The sequence below is a fragment of the Mesorhizobium sp. P2_F8 genome, from assembly GCF_056403655.1.
Genome location: NZ_JBFUFB010000002.1, coordinates 694,031 through 710,465, shown reverse-complemented (window position 1 = coordinate 710,465; position 16,435 = coordinate 694,031). Strand labels below are relative to the sequence as shown.

13 protein-coding genes are annotated in these 16,435 nt (G+C 60.4%); 8 read left to right on the top strand and 5 right to left on the bottom strand.

Going from position 1 to position 16,435, the window contains the following annotated elements; all coding sequences use genetic code 11:
• Window positions 1-143 precede the first annotated feature (143 nt).
• Together AC1DZP_RS07000 and AC1DZP_RS06995 are read left to right on the top strand one after the other, a co-directional pair.
• Window positions 144-2,027 carry a GumC family protein gene (locus AC1DZP_RS07000; RefSeq protein WP_477301081.1) on the top strand — a complete coding sequence of 628 codons (1,884 nt, stop codon included), beginning with the start codon at window positions 144-146 and terminating at the stop codon, window positions 2,025-2,027.
• A 121-nt stretch (window positions 2,028-2,148) separates the two neighbouring features.
• Window positions 2,149-2,943: a sugar transferase gene (locus AC1DZP_RS06995; RefSeq protein WP_477301079.1), complete on the top strand. Its 795-nt coding sequence runs from the start codon at window positions 2,149-2,151 to the stop codon at window positions 2,941-2,943.
• 12 nt (window positions 2,944-2,955) lie between these two features.
• Here AC1DZP_RS06995 and AC1DZP_RS06990 read toward each other — a convergent pair whose 3' ends face one another.
• From AC1DZP_RS06990 to AC1DZP_RS06980, 3 genes are all read right to left on the bottom strand, one after another.
• Window positions 2,956-3,192 (bottom strand): hypothetical protein, encoded by a 237-nt coding sequence (locus AC1DZP_RS06990; RefSeq protein WP_477225777.1) that lies wholly within the window; start codon window positions 3,190-3,192, stop codon window positions 2,956-2,958.
• 248 nt (window positions 3,193-3,440) lie between these two features.
• Window positions 3,441-4,751 carry a polysaccharide biosynthesis/export family protein gene (locus tag AC1DZP_RS06985; RefSeq protein WP_095080625.1) on the bottom strand — a complete coding sequence of 437 codons (1,311 nt, stop codon included), beginning with the start codon at window positions 4,749-4,751 and terminating at the stop codon, window positions 3,441-3,443.
• Between the two features lie 14 nt (window positions 4,752-4,765).
• Entirely contained in the window at window positions 4,766-5,638 is an 873-nt protein-coding gene (locus AC1DZP_RS06980; RefSeq protein WP_477226412.1) for a glycosyltransferase family 2 protein, read from the bottom strand.
• A 245-nt stretch (window positions 5,639-5,883) separates the two neighbouring features.
• On the opposite strand from AC1DZP_RS06980, the gene AC1DZP_RS06975 reads away from it, so the two are divergent.
• On the top strand, window positions 5,884-7,116 hold the full coding sequence (locus AC1DZP_RS06975; protein ID WP_477301077.1) for a glycosyltransferase: 1,233 nt from the start codon (window positions 5,884-5,886) through the stop codon (window positions 7,114-7,116).
• Here the strand turns inward: AC1DZP_RS06975 and AC1DZP_RS06970 are convergent.
• Entirely contained in the window at window positions 7,109-8,299 is a 1,191-nt protein-coding gene (locus AC1DZP_RS06970; protein ID WP_477301075.1) for a glycosyltransferase family 4 protein, read from the bottom strand. The genes AC1DZP_RS06975 and AC1DZP_RS06970 overlap by 8 nt on opposite strands.
• A gap of 136 nt (window positions 8,300-8,435) precedes the next feature.
• Here AC1DZP_RS06970 and AC1DZP_RS06965 point away from each other — a divergent pair, with 136 nt between their 5' ends.
• The 5 genes from AC1DZP_RS06965 (at window position 8,436) to AC1DZP_RS06945 (ending at window position 14,648) form a co-directional block, all read left to right on the top strand.
• Window positions 8,436-9,713, top strand: coding sequence for a glycosyltransferase family 4 protein (locus AC1DZP_RS06965; protein ID WP_477301073.1), 1,278 nt, complete (start codon window positions 8,436-8,438; stop codon window positions 9,711-9,713).
• A gap of 39 nt (window positions 9,714-9,752) precedes the next feature.
• Window positions 9,753-10,910 carry a glycosyltransferase gene (locus AC1DZP_RS06960; protein WP_477301071.1) on the top strand — a complete coding sequence of 386 codons (1,158 nt, stop codon included), beginning with the start codon at window positions 9,753-9,755 and terminating at the stop codon, window positions 10,908-10,910.
• 302 nt (window positions 10,911-11,212) lie between these two features.
• Window positions 11,213-12,529 carry a polysaccharide pyruvyl transferase family protein gene (locus tag AC1DZP_RS06955; RefSeq protein WP_477301069.1) on the top strand — a complete coding sequence of 439 codons (1,317 nt, stop codon included), beginning with the start codon at window positions 11,213-11,215 and terminating at the stop codon, window positions 12,527-12,529.
• A gap of 125 nt (window positions 12,530-12,654) precedes the next feature.
• Window positions 12,655-13,632, top strand: a complete 978-nt coding sequence (locus tag AC1DZP_RS06950; protein WP_477301067.1) for a glycosyltransferase family 2 protein — start codon at window positions 12,655-12,657, stop codon at window positions 13,630-13,632.
• An 80-nt stretch (window positions 13,633-13,712) separates the two neighbouring features.
• Complete coding sequence (locus AC1DZP_RS06945; RefSeq protein ID WP_095080638.1) at window positions 13,713-14,648, top strand: glycosyltransferase family 8 protein; 936 nt, start codon at window positions 13,713-13,715, stop codon at window positions 14,646-14,648.
• Between the two features lie 60 nt (window positions 14,649-14,708).
• On the opposite strand, the gene AC1DZP_RS06940 is transcribed toward AC1DZP_RS06945, so the two are convergent.
• Window positions 14,709-16,166 carry an oligosaccharide flippase family protein gene (locus AC1DZP_RS06940; protein ID WP_477301065.1) on the bottom strand — a complete coding sequence of 486 codons (1,458 nt, stop codon included), beginning with the start codon at window positions 16,164-16,166 and terminating at the stop codon, window positions 14,709-14,711.
• Window positions 16,167-16,435: the final 269 nt, after the last annotated feature.

Below are 16,435 nucleotides of genomic sequence, written 5' to 3'. Positions count from 1 at the left end.
TCTGGGATCGAGGGGCCTCAGCTTTCAATGAAAACATCGGCTGAATGTCATCGACCGCCAGCATGGGGACCGCCTGCATGGGAACCGCCTGCATGGGGACGGCGTGCGCGCAGGATTTCCCGCACGCCTGCAGGAGAATTTGAATGAACCGCATGTTTCCCAATCAATGGCCTCCGGCAGCGGACCAGCAGGCTTCCGTCAGTCAGGAGTTTATTGGCCTCTCCGACATAACCGAATTTCTGCGGCACTACGTTGGAACCATCTTCGCCTGCCTTGCTGCGGCTCTCTTGGTGGCCGGGTTCTACAATTCGACCACCGACCCAACTTTCATCGCCAGCGCGCAGATTCTGATCGAGCCGAAATTGCCACAACACTTGCAGGAGGGTGGCGAAGTAGATCTGTCGTTGGACACCGCCCAGGTGGAAAGCCAGATAGCAGTGATGCAGTCGGAAAAGATCGCCGCGATGGTCCTCGACCAGTTGAAACTCGTCGACGACCCCCAGTTCAACCGTCCGCAGACTCCGACTTTGCGGGAGAGATTCAAGAAGATAGGATCAGTCCTGCTCGATGCTTCCGAGCTTAGGAAGAGCGTCTGGCTGACGTCGCTTGCGCAGCATTTTGGCCAAGGCGTGCCTGAAACACCCGTGACGCTGACCGATTACCAAAAGTCCCGGCGCAGCATGTTGATTTTCCGCAACGGCCTCGACGTCCGCAGAGTCGGCGTTTCCTACGCGATAGACATATCCTTCACCTCTCTCGATGCCGAAGGTGCAGCCAAGGTTGCGAACGCCACGGCCGATGCCTTCGTGCGTGAGCAGATCGAAACCAAGGCCGACGCGGCAAGGGAAGGCGGCGCGTGGCTCGAGATGCGCCTTAAGCAACTGCGCACCCAGATGAACGAGGCCATGGCGAAGGCGCAAGAGTTCCGGTCACGGCACGACTACAGCGTCGGCGGTGAAGCCACGGACGAAGGTGGGGCGAACGCAGTGCCGACGCTCGAAGAACTCGAGGTGACTGCTGAAACCTACCAGAAGATGTACGAGAGCTTCCTGCAGGCCTACACCAACTCGGTAAGCCAGCAGTCGTACCCGGTCGCCGACGCAAGGGTGATCACAGCTGCGACGGCGCCGCTCTATCCGAGCACTCCAAGGCCGAAGCTGATGCTGGCCTTCGCGGCGGTTGCCGGCCTCATTTTCGGCATCGGACTTTCGTTTGTGAGGCATACGTTCGACTGGACCATCAGGTCAGCACGACTCATCCGGGAGAATTTGGGTGTCGAATGCGTCGGAGAGCTGCCGCCCACCACCAAGAGAAGGGAATCCGGCCACCTCGACGAAGTCGCAAGATATCCGCACTCCAGATACAGCCACAGTCTCAGGAAAGTGCGAACCGAAATCAGCCTTGCGGAAACCAGCCGCCCGATCAAGTTGCTTGGGCTGACGGCTGTATCCAACGACAGTTCGAAGAGCTCAGTCGCCAGCAATCTTGCCACGCTGTATTCGATGTCCGGGCTGAAGACGCTGGTAATTGACGCCGACATCAGGCGACCGACACTGACTACGCGGCTGCTCGGCCCGTCGGGCGCCCTCGACAAACCGTGCCAGGACCCCGTCCGGCTTAATATCGTCCGCGCTCCTGGGCGGCCGTTCGACTTGCTTCCAAGTTCGGTGGTGGATGCCAGGCACCTGCTGTCACCAAGCAACATGGAGGCGTTCCTCCTGGATCTGACCGCTCGCGACCTTGCCGCCTACGAACTTGCTGCCTACGACATTGTCATCCTGGACCTGCCGACGCTTGCCTCGGGAGCCGACGAATTGATTGTCGGATCCGTCCTGGATGGCGTCGTCGTCGTTGCCCAGTGGGGCAAGACACATGTCCAAACGTTGCGGGAACTCGTCAGGACGCTGCAGGCCAGCAGGACGCCCATCCTGGGCGTGCTCCTGACGAAGGCCCGCGCGATGAAGTCCAAGCCCCGCATGAAACTGGTGGCGAGACATTCCTCCCTCGGAGGTCGCAAAAGCGTGTAGGGGGATCATTCCTTGGGATTAGGGGGTAGCCCTGGAGCGTCACGCTACCTCCTTTGCCTTTCTTGCCGACAAGCCCCGACCTTGGAAGAGTGATCGGAACAATTCGAACAGCAACCGTCCCATGTCAACAAACACCTTCGAGTCGCATCAGGGAACCCCGATCTGGGTTCAGCCGCCTCTTCCCGTGGCGGCTGACAGCCGAACGGCAGTCCTGCACGTTGTTCCTGCGCCCGACCACAACAGTGCCGGGGCAGTATTGACAGACCTGTCGCCCGCCATCAGGACGGGAACGACGAACCCTCCCATCGGAGGTCTCCTGAAGCGGCTCATGGATCTGGTCATAGCGGGCACGGCGCTTGTCATGGCTGCGCCTGTGATGATCGTCGTTGCCCTGCTGATCAAGATGACGGCAGGAGGCCCGGCAGTGTTCTCGCACAGCCGTATCGGGTTCGGGGGAAAGCCATTCGATTGCTATAAGTTCCGCTCGATGGTTGCCAATTCGGAAGAAGTTCTGAAAGCATATCTCGAAGCCAACCCGCATGTCTGCAAGGAGTGGGAAGAGACCCACAAGATCAGGAACGACCCTCGCGTCACGCTGCTTGGGTGGATGCTGCGCAAGTCGAGCCTCGACGAACTCCCCCAGCTCTTCAACATCATCCGTGGCGACATGAGCTGCGTGGGCCCAAGGCCCATCGTAAAGGACGAACTCATACGCTACGGCGACCACCTGGGGGAATACCTTCGGACAAGGCCGGGACTCACCGGTCTCTGGCAGGTGAGCGGAAGAAGCAGCATGGACTACGCCAACCGCGTGGCGCTCGACAGCCAGTATGTGCGGAACTGGTCGATCTGGCTCGACATCGTGATCTTGTTCAGGACGATTTTCGCAGTGATGCGCTTCGACAGGGCTGCCTGAAGTCCCGACCGCTCACCCTTCCGTCCGCTTCCAGTGGACGGACAGCGACAGGCCGACGATGTAGGCGCAAGCCAATACGAATGCCAGGATCAGGAATTTGGTGACGGTCACATGGCCGGGCAACCCAAGGCCATTCCAGGCAAAGCTTCCGATCACAAGCAGTGCGGTAGCCGCGATCAGGGCGGGAGCCTTGAACCGCAGTCCCAACAGAACGCCCCCCGCCGATACAGCCACGACACTCATGAGCACCGAAATCTCCAGTGATACCCGCAGCACTGATCGACTCACTGCGGCAGGGAAGGTTTCGTCAGCGTGTGCTCACTGATATGCGGCCTCAAAGTGCATGGCAAGTGCCAGGGTATTGCGCAGACGATCCGGTTAGGCATAGCCCCCAGTTTTCTTGCTCCCTTGTTCTTCGTGCTTCCAGGCGGCTTCCAGCCGAAGCGCACGCCAATGGGTGCGACGGGTGAGGACCTCACTGAACCATGCAAGTTTGATCAGTTGGTGCCCTGAATCGGGAGCGTCTCTGCCTGCACGCTGCCGCCTGCAGGGAGGGCGGCCAAGCCGGACGGCGGCGGGGGGATATCGATCTTCACGGTATCGCCTGGCTCGATCGGCGTGGTTTCCTCAGCCGTGAGCTCTTGCGAGCCGCTGTCCGTCATCCTCACGATCTTGAAGATCGGCTTGGCCCGTTCGCCGCGCTCTCTAAGGGCGAGCAGAGCAGGTGCCGTGACCTCGGTATCGTGCAGCAACTGCACCGCGGTGTTGGCCTTGCTGGTCACTTCGTTGAGCTGCAACTGCGTCTCGCGCAAGGAAGCGGCGACTTCGCTGGCTTGGCTATTGGCGAGGTTGAGGATCTCGATGTCGGTCTTGCTTATCTCCTGCCTGACTCGCAAAAGCGAGGTCTCGGCAACCAACCTGTCGCTCTGCATCTGTGCGACCGTTCCCTGTAGAGAGAGTTCCCGCGGTGCAACCGCCAACCCCTTCTGGACAAGGGCCGAAACACCCGCGAGTTCCTTCTGGATGAGTTCGATCTGTTGGTCGTGGAAGGCCATCTGCTGGCCGAGCGAGGTCAGTTCCTTTTCGAGGAAATCCTTGAGTTCGCGGAGCGCACGGAGTTGTGTCGCCATGGCGTCCTTGCGGACAGCGAAGATCTTGCGCTCCTGCTCCATCGCAACCGCGACCGTCTCGTTCGAAGCTCTGTCCATCAGTTGCGCAGGGAAGGCGATGTCGTCGCTGCCAGCCAGTTCCGATTCCAGCCGCGCTTTGCGGGCGAGCAGACTGACGTTGCTCAGCGCCAACAGACCCACGTCGCCCTGGCCCGCGATGACTTCACGCTCGAGCCTCGACATGTCCTCCTCGCGTGTTCGCAGGCCGCCGGCGATTCCCATCGCCTGCAAGACCGTCAGTCCGGGCCTGAAGGGAAACTCGCCGGGCTGCGTGACGTAGCCGACGATGTAGAACGGCCTGTACTGGACAATCTCGACGGCGACATCCGGCTGGCGGCCGAGTCCCATCTGCTGCATCAGGCGGTCGCCGATCGCACGGGCGAGGTCGCCGGGGGCGGTGCCTTGCGCTCGTATCTGGCCGACGAATGGAAGGAAGAGCGTGCCGTCGGCACCGACAACGAAGCTGTCGTTGAGAGCGGTCCATTCGAAGATCACGTCGCGTGATGCGCGCCATTCGTAAACCTTGAGCCTGACCTTGTCCTGGGGTCCGAGGAGATACTCGGCAGCCATCGTCGGCAAGGGGCAGGCAGCTGCTGCCGCCAATGAAGCCGCCGCCACCGTCAAGAGCCATTTCCGCATTGTCTTTCCCGCCGTCAGATTTTCAGGATGTATTCGGGTTCGATTCGTCCCATGGCGATGTGCAGGATCGCCAGCATGTTGCCCCTGAGCCTGCCCCTGCGATCGATATACGGCTCGGGCCGCAGGCTCTTTGCGAGGTTGGCTGCAATATTCCTGAACATCAGGGGAAGCGCGAAAGAGGCCGGAACGGAGCCCTTCCTGATCAGGTAGATCGCATTCGCAACCTGCGAATAGCCGAACCGCTTTCCGCTGACCCGGCCTGACTTGATACCGAGGTGGACGCCCGTGATTTCAGTGACGCAGACCACGCGACCTTTGGATCTCATTTGGCTGGTGAAGTCGATGTCTTCCTGCCAGCCGTACAGGACCAGGCGCTCGTCGAAGCGCAAATCTCCGACAAACGAGGACCGGAAGGACATGTTGCATCCGTACGCACCGACATGATCGACCACCGGTGGCCCATCATGTTTTTTGCCCCGGGCTTCCCGCAAGGCGGCTTCGGCATCTTCCCAGGTGAGGCCGGCATTCGTGGCCCCGTCCCTGACGACCATGCCCATCACCACCGCCCATCCGTCATTTTCCACGAAAGCTTTCTCGACCTGCGCCAGGTATTCGGTGGACGGAACGAAATCGTCGTCGAAGAATGTGATGATGTCGAAGCGCGCCAGGGAAGGTACGAGAGCCGTGTTCCGCTGGGCAGACGATCCCATCGGTCCGAAAACGAGCGACAAGGGGAAAGGACAATCTTCCGGCAGTTCGACATGCGTGGCGTCGGGCGCCGACACGATGACCTCGTCAGGAAGTCTCGTCTGGTCACCCAAATACCGAAGCAGACGCGCGACCTGTCCGCGGCGGCCAAGGGTCGGGATGATCACTGCGAGTCTCATGCTCGATCCAGTTTCGGTTCCCGCCGAACCTAGACCGACGAGGGGACCGAAACAGCCTGCATAAAAGGTGACGGAAGCAGCTTGGCCTACCCCCGGACACAGGCTTTCGGAGTATCCCTGTAAACGACCCACAGCCATAAGTATTAGATAGGCATGCGTCCGGAACAGCCTGTAACCGATCGTACAACTTGCCGGGGCAACAAGATGGAATGGAGACTGCTGGCCTGACGAGGCTAGGGGGAACCATGCTCCACGAACGCTCTTCCGATTTGGCGGTCGCGGCCAAGGTCGATGTGCCCATCGAGGAGTTCCCGGCCGCACCGGGGCCTGCCGTCGACAGGTATGCGAAGATAGCGGTCGTTCATGACTGGTGTCCGAATTTCCGGGGAGGGGAACGGGTTCTGGCGCAAATCTGCAAGCAGTTCCCCAATGCCGAAGTCTTCACGCTTTTCGATTTCCTGCCGCCCGAGGTGAAGGAGCAATATTTCCACGACGTGGAATTCCATACCTCCGCGGCCAACCGGATCCCGATGGTCCAGAAATTCTATCGATCACTCTTCTTCTTTTGTCCCTTCCTGATCGAACAGTTCGACGTGACAGGCTACGATGCGGTGATCTCGTCTTCGGCCGCATTTTCGCGCGGCGTGATCACCAGGCCGGACCAGCCGCATCTATGCTATGTGCACAGCCCCGTCCGCTACGCCTGGGACGAGCAGTTTTCGTATCTTCAGCAAGGGCGGCTTGGTTTCGGGCCCAAGGGAATGCTCTATCGGTACATGCTGCATCGCCTGAGGACGTGGGACACGAGAACCGCGCACGGTCCGGACCTGATGCTGGCGAATTCGAACTATGTCCGCTCCCGAATCCAGCATATTTACGGGCGCGCGGCGCGCGTCGTTTTCCCGCCGGTCTCACTGGGGGAACTGCCCTGTGTGGAGGACAAGGACGATTACTATGTTTCGGCGTCCTTCCTCGCCCCTTACAAGCGCACCGACCTCGTCATCCGGGCCTTCAACGAGATGCCATCGCGGCGACTGGTCATCGTTGGCGAAGGACAGCAATCAGCCAGCTTGCGGGCGCTTGCTGGTCCCAACATCACCTTCTCGGGTTACCTGCCCCGGAAAGACTATGTGGACACCCTGGCGCGGGCGAAGGCGATGGTCTTTGCGGGCTGCGAGGATTTCGGCATAGCGCTGGCCGAGGCGCAGGCCTGTGGGACGCCGCTGGTCGCCTTCGGCCGCGGCGGGGCCGTCGACATCGTACAGCGCCTGGGATCATCCCCCGAGCCGACAGGGGTCCTGTTCAAGGCTCAGACCGTCGAGCACCTCAAGGAGGCCGTCGAACGGTTCGAAGCGAACAGCTATGCCATCACACCCCGCGCTTGCGCCAGGAATGCCGGACGCTTTTCCGAGGAGAACTTCGACCGCGCGATCCTGGAATCACTCGGGGCCGTCCAGGCACTTCACGAGATCATGTGAATTCGCGAGCCCTGACGATCTTCGCTTCCGCATCGACGCCGTCCGCGGCCGCCATCGCCTTGAGATAACGCAAGGCCGTCGCCCTCCAGCTGTATGCCGAGGCTCTCGCCCTTCCCTTGCCTATCATCTGCAGTCGCAAGGCCTGGGAACCGCGAAGCTGCGCGAAACTGTCGAACCATGCGTTCGGGTCGTCGGGAGGTGCAAACAGGGCTGCGCCGCCGCAGACTTCAGGCAGGCTGGCGCGGTCGGAAACCACCACGGGGCAGCCGACGGCCATCGCCTCAAGGGCCGGGAGACCGAAGCCCTCCGTGAGCGAGGGGAAAGCCAGGCATAGCGAGTCCCTGAGCAGGGCCGCCAATTCGCCATCGGAAACGCGACCGAGCCAGTGGATGTTTCGAGCTTCGGTCCTGGCCGTCCCTGACCTGAAGACGCGCGAATCCGACATGCCGACGATCGCTATTCTGAGGCCGGCCTCGCCAAGACGATCAGCCATGTTCAGGAGGAGATCCACATTCTTGTGGGGCGCGGCACTGCCGATCAGAACAACGGTTTCCCGCGAGGCCGCCAGCCGTGTCTGTGCCGAGTGTTCAGGCTTCCATCGCAAGGCATGCTCATGGCCGTTCGGCGCGACGAAAGCCCGTTCTGCCGGGATGACGCCGCGGCGAACCAGTTCATCCAGGGAGTAGTTGGAAACGGTAGAAATTCCGCACGCCGTCTTGCCGAGGCCGGGCAACAGGTTCCTGTAGAGTAGCTTGAAGGCAAGGGAGTAGCTCTGCGGGGCGTTCCAGACATTTGCATCATGGATGCAGACGATGTGCTTGCGGGAAAGCAGCGGCCCGGTGTTGCAGAGGCTGAGCAGTCCGCTGCCATCGAGGGATGAGGCGAGTTGCACCTGCTCCCAGACATGTCCGCTCGTGCGGCCGATCTCGCGACGTTCGATGAAAGCCAGCGGGATGTCCCCGGACCCGGGCGGACAGTGCAGACTGAGTTCCAGGCCGCGGGCGAGCGGCTCCTGTTCCGCGATCAAGGCGTCGAGAGAGTGGACGACCTCGCGCGCATAACGCTGGACACCTGTTGTCGGCTGGGAAAGAAAACGCCCATTGATGGTCCAACGCCGCGCCATGTCGTCCCCCTTTCGAACCATCAATGTGGAGCCGGAAAGACGCCAGGTCACCATGGCCATCGGGTCATCCGGCTAAGCGGCAATCATCCGGATAGGCGAGGTCGGACAGCGTGCCTACCTCAAACGTTTGAGGGCCTTGGTGCCCCCGGGGATGCTAGTCTGGCCCAAGGTGCGGGAAGGACCGGGGAAGGGGGACATGGGCAAACTCGAGTTCGACACGACGGAGTCGCCGCCACCAAGACGGGCCAGACGGGTGAATGGACACCGAGCCGACGCACCCCTGGCCAGATCTGCTGCCGACGGCGCCGAATTCCTGATCGGGCATTCGGCTGCGGTGTGCGTGGACCCGGAAGCGCCGAGACGACGCTGGACGATAAACGGAGACTTCACGACGCTTCGGCCGACTGGAGTGGCCCGTTACGCCCGCGAGGTCACCTTGGCTCTCGACGCCCTCATTTCGGAAGGGCATCCCCTCGGTCGCGACCTGGAAATCGATCTCGTGGTGCCGCGCCCGCTTTCCGAACCTCTCCGCCTCGATGCCATCTCCGTGCGTGTCGTTCCCGAATTCAACAGGCCGCGACTTCCCCAATTCTGGGTGCAGGCGCAGTTGCCCTGGCATGTGCCCGGAGGATTGCTGAGCTTCTGCAACCTCGCTCCGGTCGTGCTGAGGCGCCAGATCGCGTGCATCCACGACATGCACACCAGGCTCATGCCGTCGAGCTACGCGCGGGGGTTCCGGTGGGCGCACCGCCTGATCCTGCCGGCACTCGGCAGGCGGGCCGCCCGCATCACCACGGTCTCGCAACTCTCGCGCAGCCATCTGGTCGATTTCGGGATCGCGCCACAGCAAAACATCGTCGTCACCTACAACGGCAGCGACCATGCGAAGAGATGGGATGCAGCGAGATCGTCTCTGGTCGTCGACCGGGGCAGGCCGTATGTCCTTTGCCTTGGCAGGCGGGACCAGGAATACAAGAACATGGGGCTGCTCGCCAGGCTGGCCCCACTCCTCGACGGGATGGGTCTCGACCTCTGGATGCCAGGCGATGTCGACGAGACCACGGTCCTGAGGTACGTCCCGGAAATGCCCGGAAACATCGTCCTCCCTGGCCGCATAGGGGATGACGACTTCAAGAAGGCGCTCGAAGGCGCCCTGTGCTTCCTGTTCCCATCACGGATCGAGGGCTTCGGGCTGCCCGCTGTCGAGGCGATGGCTTCGGGCTGCCCGGTCGTGGCCTCGACCTCGCCGTGTCTTCCCGAAATCTGCGGGGATTCGGCCCTCTATGCCGATCCCGACGACGTCCAGTCATGGGCCGAAGCCATCCGCCTGCTGATGCTTTCCCCGGACTTGCGGCAACGGCTGGTCACCAAGGGGCACGCGAGGGCGAGCAGTTATTCCTGGCGGTGGATAGCGTGGAAATACCTCGAACTCATGGTTCAGGTCGACGCCGATTTCGGGGAGTACGGCAGTTGACCGGCAGCCAGTGCAAGGATTGATCTCCAGGAGAGCACGATGAACGAGCGGCCCGACCCGCACGACCTACGCGCCGCAAGCAGGCAGGCATCCGCCAGCACTCTGCTTTTCGACAACTCCCTGTCGATCCTGAACAGGACTGGCGCCTACCACATTGCCAAGGACCTCACCGGGGAATTTGTCCCGGGCCAGGCCAGGGTCCGCTACTGGCGGCTCGGTTCGTTTGCGCCCGAGGGTCTTGCCCGCAAGATAGTCGCCCGGCTGATGATGCTTGAAATCAACTGGCTCCGCGACAGCGAGTTTCTCCTCATCCGTGACGGCGTCGAAGAGCGTGGCTTCCGGCTGTTTCTGGATCCGCTCTACGTCCTGAGGTCACGCCTGACCGAGAATGATATCGTCCTGTGCCATGATGTCGGTCCGCTGACGCACAAAGAACTCTACAGCGAACGGACTTGCGCCAACTACCACCTCGCTTACGAGAAGATCCGGCGCATCAAGCCGGGGGTCGTCTTCGTCAGCAATTTCTCTGCCCAGCAATTCAAGTCTCTTTTTGGCTCTGGTTTCCGGTTCCTGACGACAATCCCGCTGTATCTGCGCACCGAACTGTTTGACGGCCCGGCGGAAGCAATCTCCGGCTTGAGCGGTCGGTATTTTCTTACCGTGGGCGCGTTCGAAACCCGCAAGAACCAGATCGCCGCCCTGAAGGCTTATCGGGACGGTGGATTCCATCGTGAGGGAATAGAATACGTCTTGTGTGGGTCGCGTGGCGATGGTCATGCAGAGACCGCGGAGCTCGCGGGATCCATCGCCGGAGTAAGGCTCATGGGCTACGTGCCCGATGCACAGCTGCGCTGGCTCTATGCAAACGCCGAGGCATTCGTGCTGCCGAGCCTTCTCGAGGGTTTCGGTATGCCTGCACTGGAGGCCGCTTACATGGGATTGCTGCCGATAGTGTCCGCGGACAGTGCGCTCGTGGAGGCGGTGGGAGGCCAATGCTTGCAGGTGCCGCCGAACGATCCCGCGGCGATCACAGACGCGATGCGAAAGGCACTTTGCCGAAGCCCTGCGGAGAAAGCGGAAACAAGCCGCTCGCTGCGCAACACGGCGTCAGCTGCAACCAAGGATCGGTTTCTCCAGCAATGGAGGGATTTGCTGATCGCCGACGCAGCCAGACATGCGGGTTTGAGCAACCTGTAGGCAACAAAGCCCATTGGCTGAAATGCCCGGCGAGCCCGTTACCTGCATGCGCTCGCACCGAGCTGACGGATTTTTGCGGCGACGGTATCCCGCAGCGGTCAGGTCAACCGGCTTTTCGGCGCAGATCAGCCTCATAAGATGCGCCGCCGGACAAGGCTTCGATTGCCGGACGCCCGGCCACCCGCAGGCGCTGACACACCCAAAAAGAGGTGTTCTTCAGCCCATAGGTTGAGGCGAAGAAACGGACAGGTGGTTCTATAGTGCACTGCACTCACTCACTCACTTGAAAGCCACGGGTTCTTATGCAGTCCCAAAAAACGCAAACTGAAACCGTGCTTGAGCCTCAGCTCCCATCGCATCGATGGATCAATGGCTACGACCACGCGCATGCAGTGCCAAGCACAAAGCGAATTCGGATTGGCCTGTTAGGGCAGTTTGGCGTCGGCAACTTCGGCAATGACGGCTCACTCGAGGCGATGATCGACACGCTCAGGCGGATTTGCCCCGAGGCCGAACTTTCCGTGATCTGCACATGGCCCGAATCCGTCGAGCAAGCCTTCGGCGTGGAGACCATCAGATTGACGCGGCCGGCCATCAAGTCGCGTTGGCTCGACTTGGCGAACCGCATGCTCGGTCGAGTGCCCTACAAAATGTGGGGACCGATCCGCGCCTTCCGCAAACTTCGTGGCTTTGATGCTGTCATACTGCCCGGAACTGGCGCTTTCGATGATTTTGGCGACACTCCGTTTGGAATGCCCTACGTTTTCCTTAAGTGGTTCCTGATGGCGCGGCTAAGGGGCTGTGTCGTCGCATTTGCGAGCATCGGCGCCGGGCCTGCTTACCACCCCCTCAGTCGCGTGTTCTTCGCCTGGACTGCCCGCTGCGCGTCATATCGTTCGTTTCGCGATAGGATTTCACGCGAATTCGTCGGAAGCCTCGGGGTTGATGTTGCGAACGACCGGGTTTTTCCCGATCTTGCTTTCGGACTACCAATCCTGAACGTCGAGCGTGAAGTCTCCGAGACCACTGTTGTTGGTGTGGGCGTGATGAACTACCGCGGTCGCACGGGTGGAAATGACTCAATCTATCAGACGTACATTGCCAAGCTCGCGGAGTTTGTCGCACGCACTGTGACGCGAGGCTTCGACATTCGACTTATCCTGGGCCAGGACAATGACGAGGTTGCGGTGGTCGATCTCATCGAGCGACTCCGCGGCCGGCTTTCCGACGCTGATTTGGCCCGGGTCGTTTTCAGTCGGTCTGCATCGCTGCACGACGTCATGGCGCAAATGCAGACGACTGACGTCGTGGTCGCCACCCGATTTCACAATGTTGTTTGCGCCCTGCGGGTCGGGCTCCCTGTCATATCTCTCGGATACCTCGAAAAGCACGACGCACTTGCTGCCGACACAGGTCTATCGGCCTTTTGCACCAGCGTCGAAACCTTCAGCGTCGAATGGCTGGAGTCGCGGCTGGATGCACTCCTTGCCGAGCGGGAATTGCGAGCGCAGGAAGTTCGCGAAACGGTTTCGCGATACCGGCAACAACTTTTGGACCAGGAGGTTCTTCTTCGAACCCAAGTTTTCGCCCATGCGGTGTCTCGTCCGATCTTGTCGTGAAGCTGAGAGCGGCGGGCATGGACGACGCAAGAATCCATGAAAGCGACACCGAAGGTCGGATCGCCGTCTTGGTGAAACAGATGAGCAGATGCTCCCACGTTCAACAAATTCGTGAAGGTTGATCAATGCCACTAATCGACGTTGTGATTCCAAATTACTGCTACGGGCGCTACTTGCCTCAGTCCGTCCAGAGCATCGTGCGCCAGAAAGTAGAAGACATCAGGATTCTGATCGTTGACAATGCGTCAACCGACGACAGTGTCGATGTTGCAAATGAACTGGCAAGCCATGACAGGCGGGTAACGGTTATCGCACGCGAAAAAAATCTCGGGTTGCACGCATCCTGCAATGAGGGCATCGATTGGGCCGTCTCGAAGTATTTTGTGATACTTTGTGCCGACGATCTACTCGTCGAGGGTTGTTTTAAACGTGCCCTGTCGGTTCTTGAGCGGGAACCCGATGTTTCCTTTGCGTGTGGAGGCGAACTGGTTTGGCATGAGGACCGGCCCTTCCCGGCCGTGGAGAATTCAGACGCACATGACTGGCGATTTCTGTCCATGGAATCGTTCGCCCTGGAACGGTCGCTTCCCAGCAAGGTGTTGTTTGGAGGCGGCGCAGCGGTGATGAGAACCGCCGACCTCAAACGGGTTGGCCATTTCAGGCCGGAGATATCGTTCAGCGAGGACTTGGAAATGTTCCTGCGGCTCTCGCTGGGCCGGAGAGCAGCGCTGACAAAGGCGATTCACGGAATACGGCGCGTGCACGGCGCGAATCTATCCGCCATATTCTGGCAGGACTTCAAGCGGGACATGATCGAGAAGAAACTCACCTTCGATAGTTTTTTCTCGCACGAGGCAGCCTCCGTGCCCGGGGTGGAACGGTTGCGCAGGGGCGTTTACCGAAACCTCGGAAAGCGCGCATACTGGTCCGGCCTTTCACACATCGCGCGCGGTGAGCGAGCAGCTGGTTTTGATCTGCTTAAATTTGCGGCTCAGCTCTCGCCAAGCTTGGCCTACATTCCGCCTGTAGACTACCTGGCCCATATGCCCAATCCGCTAGGCCACATCCGCACGCGCCTAGCGGAGGCCTGGAGCCGGCATTGAGAAACGATGTGACCGGCCATGTGGCTGCCATCACGCTGGCTCAGCCTCGGATCGGATGCCGTCCGCGTAGAGGATAACGCATGACCGAAAAGCGCATCGGGGTCGTTTACCTGACCGACGGCAAGCGTGATGACCTCACCTATGCCAGCGCGGTGGCGTTGGGATTAAATCATGCACGGGGGATAGACATCCACATCGTCCAATCGGGGTTCAGCTCGGCCCCTCCGCCGACGGTGCTCAGGATCCTCCAGGCGAAGGGTCATCGGCTGGCGACCCACAGCCTTCCGACGGTCGACCGGGGTTTACCCGGTCATGGCCACATAACATCGACTGCCTATGAAAAAACCGCAGCGATCGCCGCCGTCTCGGGCGATCACGATGTCGTCTGTTACCTCGACAATGATACACTGGCCGTGCGGCCTCTTGATCTGGCAGCTGCCGCCCCGACGACGCGACCTCTGGCGGCCGTGCCCGACCTTTCCATCTGCACAGGTCTCGACAACCGCGCATTCTTTGAGAACTGCGACAAGCATGGCCTCGAACGGCGTTACTTCAATTCGGGCTTTATGGCTATCGATGTGTCTCGATGGATTGGGTCGGGAATTCCCGAACGGTTCTCGTCCGCTCTAAAGTCGCACGCGTACTTCTGTCCCTATTGGGACGGCTCATGCACCCATATCGACCAATGCGCCTTCAACATCGCGGCCCAAGGTGCATGGGAGACGCTTCCCGTGGAGTTCAACGTGCAGAAGTCGGCATTCCAGACAAGCTATTGGGATCGGGCGTTGATCCGCCACTATACGGGGCCGGAGAAATTCCTGCCGGCGGTGGCACATCGCATCGACAGCCAGGAACGGTCTGTACTCGGCCGTATATCTTGCAACTGCGGGGAACTCGGTCTGAATATTCCCCCTGCGTATCTGGGGTTAACCTACAAGGTCAACAGATTGCGCAGGAGAGCGTATCGGATCAGAATTTCCAGGCTCATTGGACAGCTTCCGGGGCCCTCCGTCTGAGCAGTCCTCCCGTCGACTTGCCGCGAGTTGGTGGCGCGGGATCTCGGATAAGTTTCGGTATCAACCTACCGAAACCCGTGCCCGCCGGAGTCCCGGGAAAATCTTGATGATCTCATCGAGCAGGGGATGCCGGGTGATGATCAATCCAGCCGACCATCCCCCGAACGCCAACAGTCCCGCCACAATGGCTTCCATATTGGAGAGGTCGAAGCCGGAACCGGAAATCCCCACGGCTGCGAGGGGAGGGACAGCGCTCGCGAAGGCAACGACAGCACTTTTGCCTAGCGCCGCGGCGATCTCCATGCGTCCAAGTCCAAGGCTGCGCCGGACGAAGCTCAGGGCAATATATGCCTGGAAGGGAACAGTCACTAGCATGCACCAGGCGGCTGCCTGCAATCCGCCGAAGACAATGGCTGCGGAGAGGAGAATGCCCRAAATTGGGAAGGCGATCAGCGCGCGGATGTACAAGTCGCGGATCGCCCCCATCGCAACCATTACGGGGTAGTTGAGTTCGAAACTGAAGGAGAACAGCAACGCGATTGCGACGATTTGCACGAGCGGCGCGACCTCGGTCCACTGGTGACCAAGCGCGATGTTCACGGTCGGGTACGCCAAAACCGACAGCACGAGGAGGGCCGGCCAGTGGAGTGCGGTGATGAGGGAAAGGGCGGATAGATAGGGACGTTTCAAATCCCTGCCTTGCCTGACCTCCGCCGAGAAGGCGGGCAGCACGACCGCCATGGCGCCTCCGATAACCAGCTTGTCGGGGATCTGGCCGATCCAGAGCGTCCTGCTGAACAAGGCTGCAGCATTCGGCGATACGAAGCGGCCGAGCAGGAGTAGGGGCAACGCGTCAAAGATGCGGAAAAGAATGGCGATGGCGCCGTTGTATCCGCCGAACAAAACCATTCCTCGCCAGTTGGCGAGGGATGGTTTGAACATCCAGAAATGCGGCCATAGGGCGAAAGCGAGGCCTGCGGCAAGACCGCTGCCGATCAACCACGCCCAGACGAAACTCATGTAGCTGAAGCCCGCCAGTGCCAGGATGATCGTGGCTGCGGAATTCGTCACCGCTGCCACTATGTCGATGGCCGCGACCTTGCCGAAGGACATTTCCCTCCGCAGCAGAGCGGTTATCAGGGTCAAAGAGGTGTCGAGAAAGAGACAGGCCGCGACAACCCTGAAGTAGGGGATGAGGGTCGGCTCGCTGTAGAACGAGGCCAGAAGAGGGGAAACGACGACGAGAGCGACGGCGATGACCCCGGTGAGGATGAACATTACCGTAGAGGCGCCGCGGATATCTTCACGGCTGAGTTCCTCGCGCTGGATGAGGAAGCTCGCACTGGAGAACTCCCTTAGCGACAGGGCCATCGCCATGATGGCCATGGCGATCACCGACACCCCGATCTCCTTGGGCGTCAGTATCCGGGAAATCAAAGCTGCTGTGGCAAAATTCGTCACGAGCAGCACGTAGCGTTCGCCCACGCTCATCAGGAGTGCGCGTTTCACCGAAAGCATGCGTGTACCTTCCCGACCGAGGCGACCCGCCGCCTGCGTCCCGAGGGATAGTCGGACAAACCCAGTTGAAAGTCATGGCGTCCAATAGGCGAGGAATACAGCCGCCTAAAGCGGTAGCGCAAACCCAAGTGCTCCGTCCGCGCCTGAGCCGGCCCGCCGGCGGCTGAAGTCGTCGGGGCGGTCGGTTGGCGGAATATTTGCCCAACGAGCAAGCAGGGATCATTCGTCGGACGTAGGAGGGCCACGTCGGAGGGATGCCTTGTATTAAG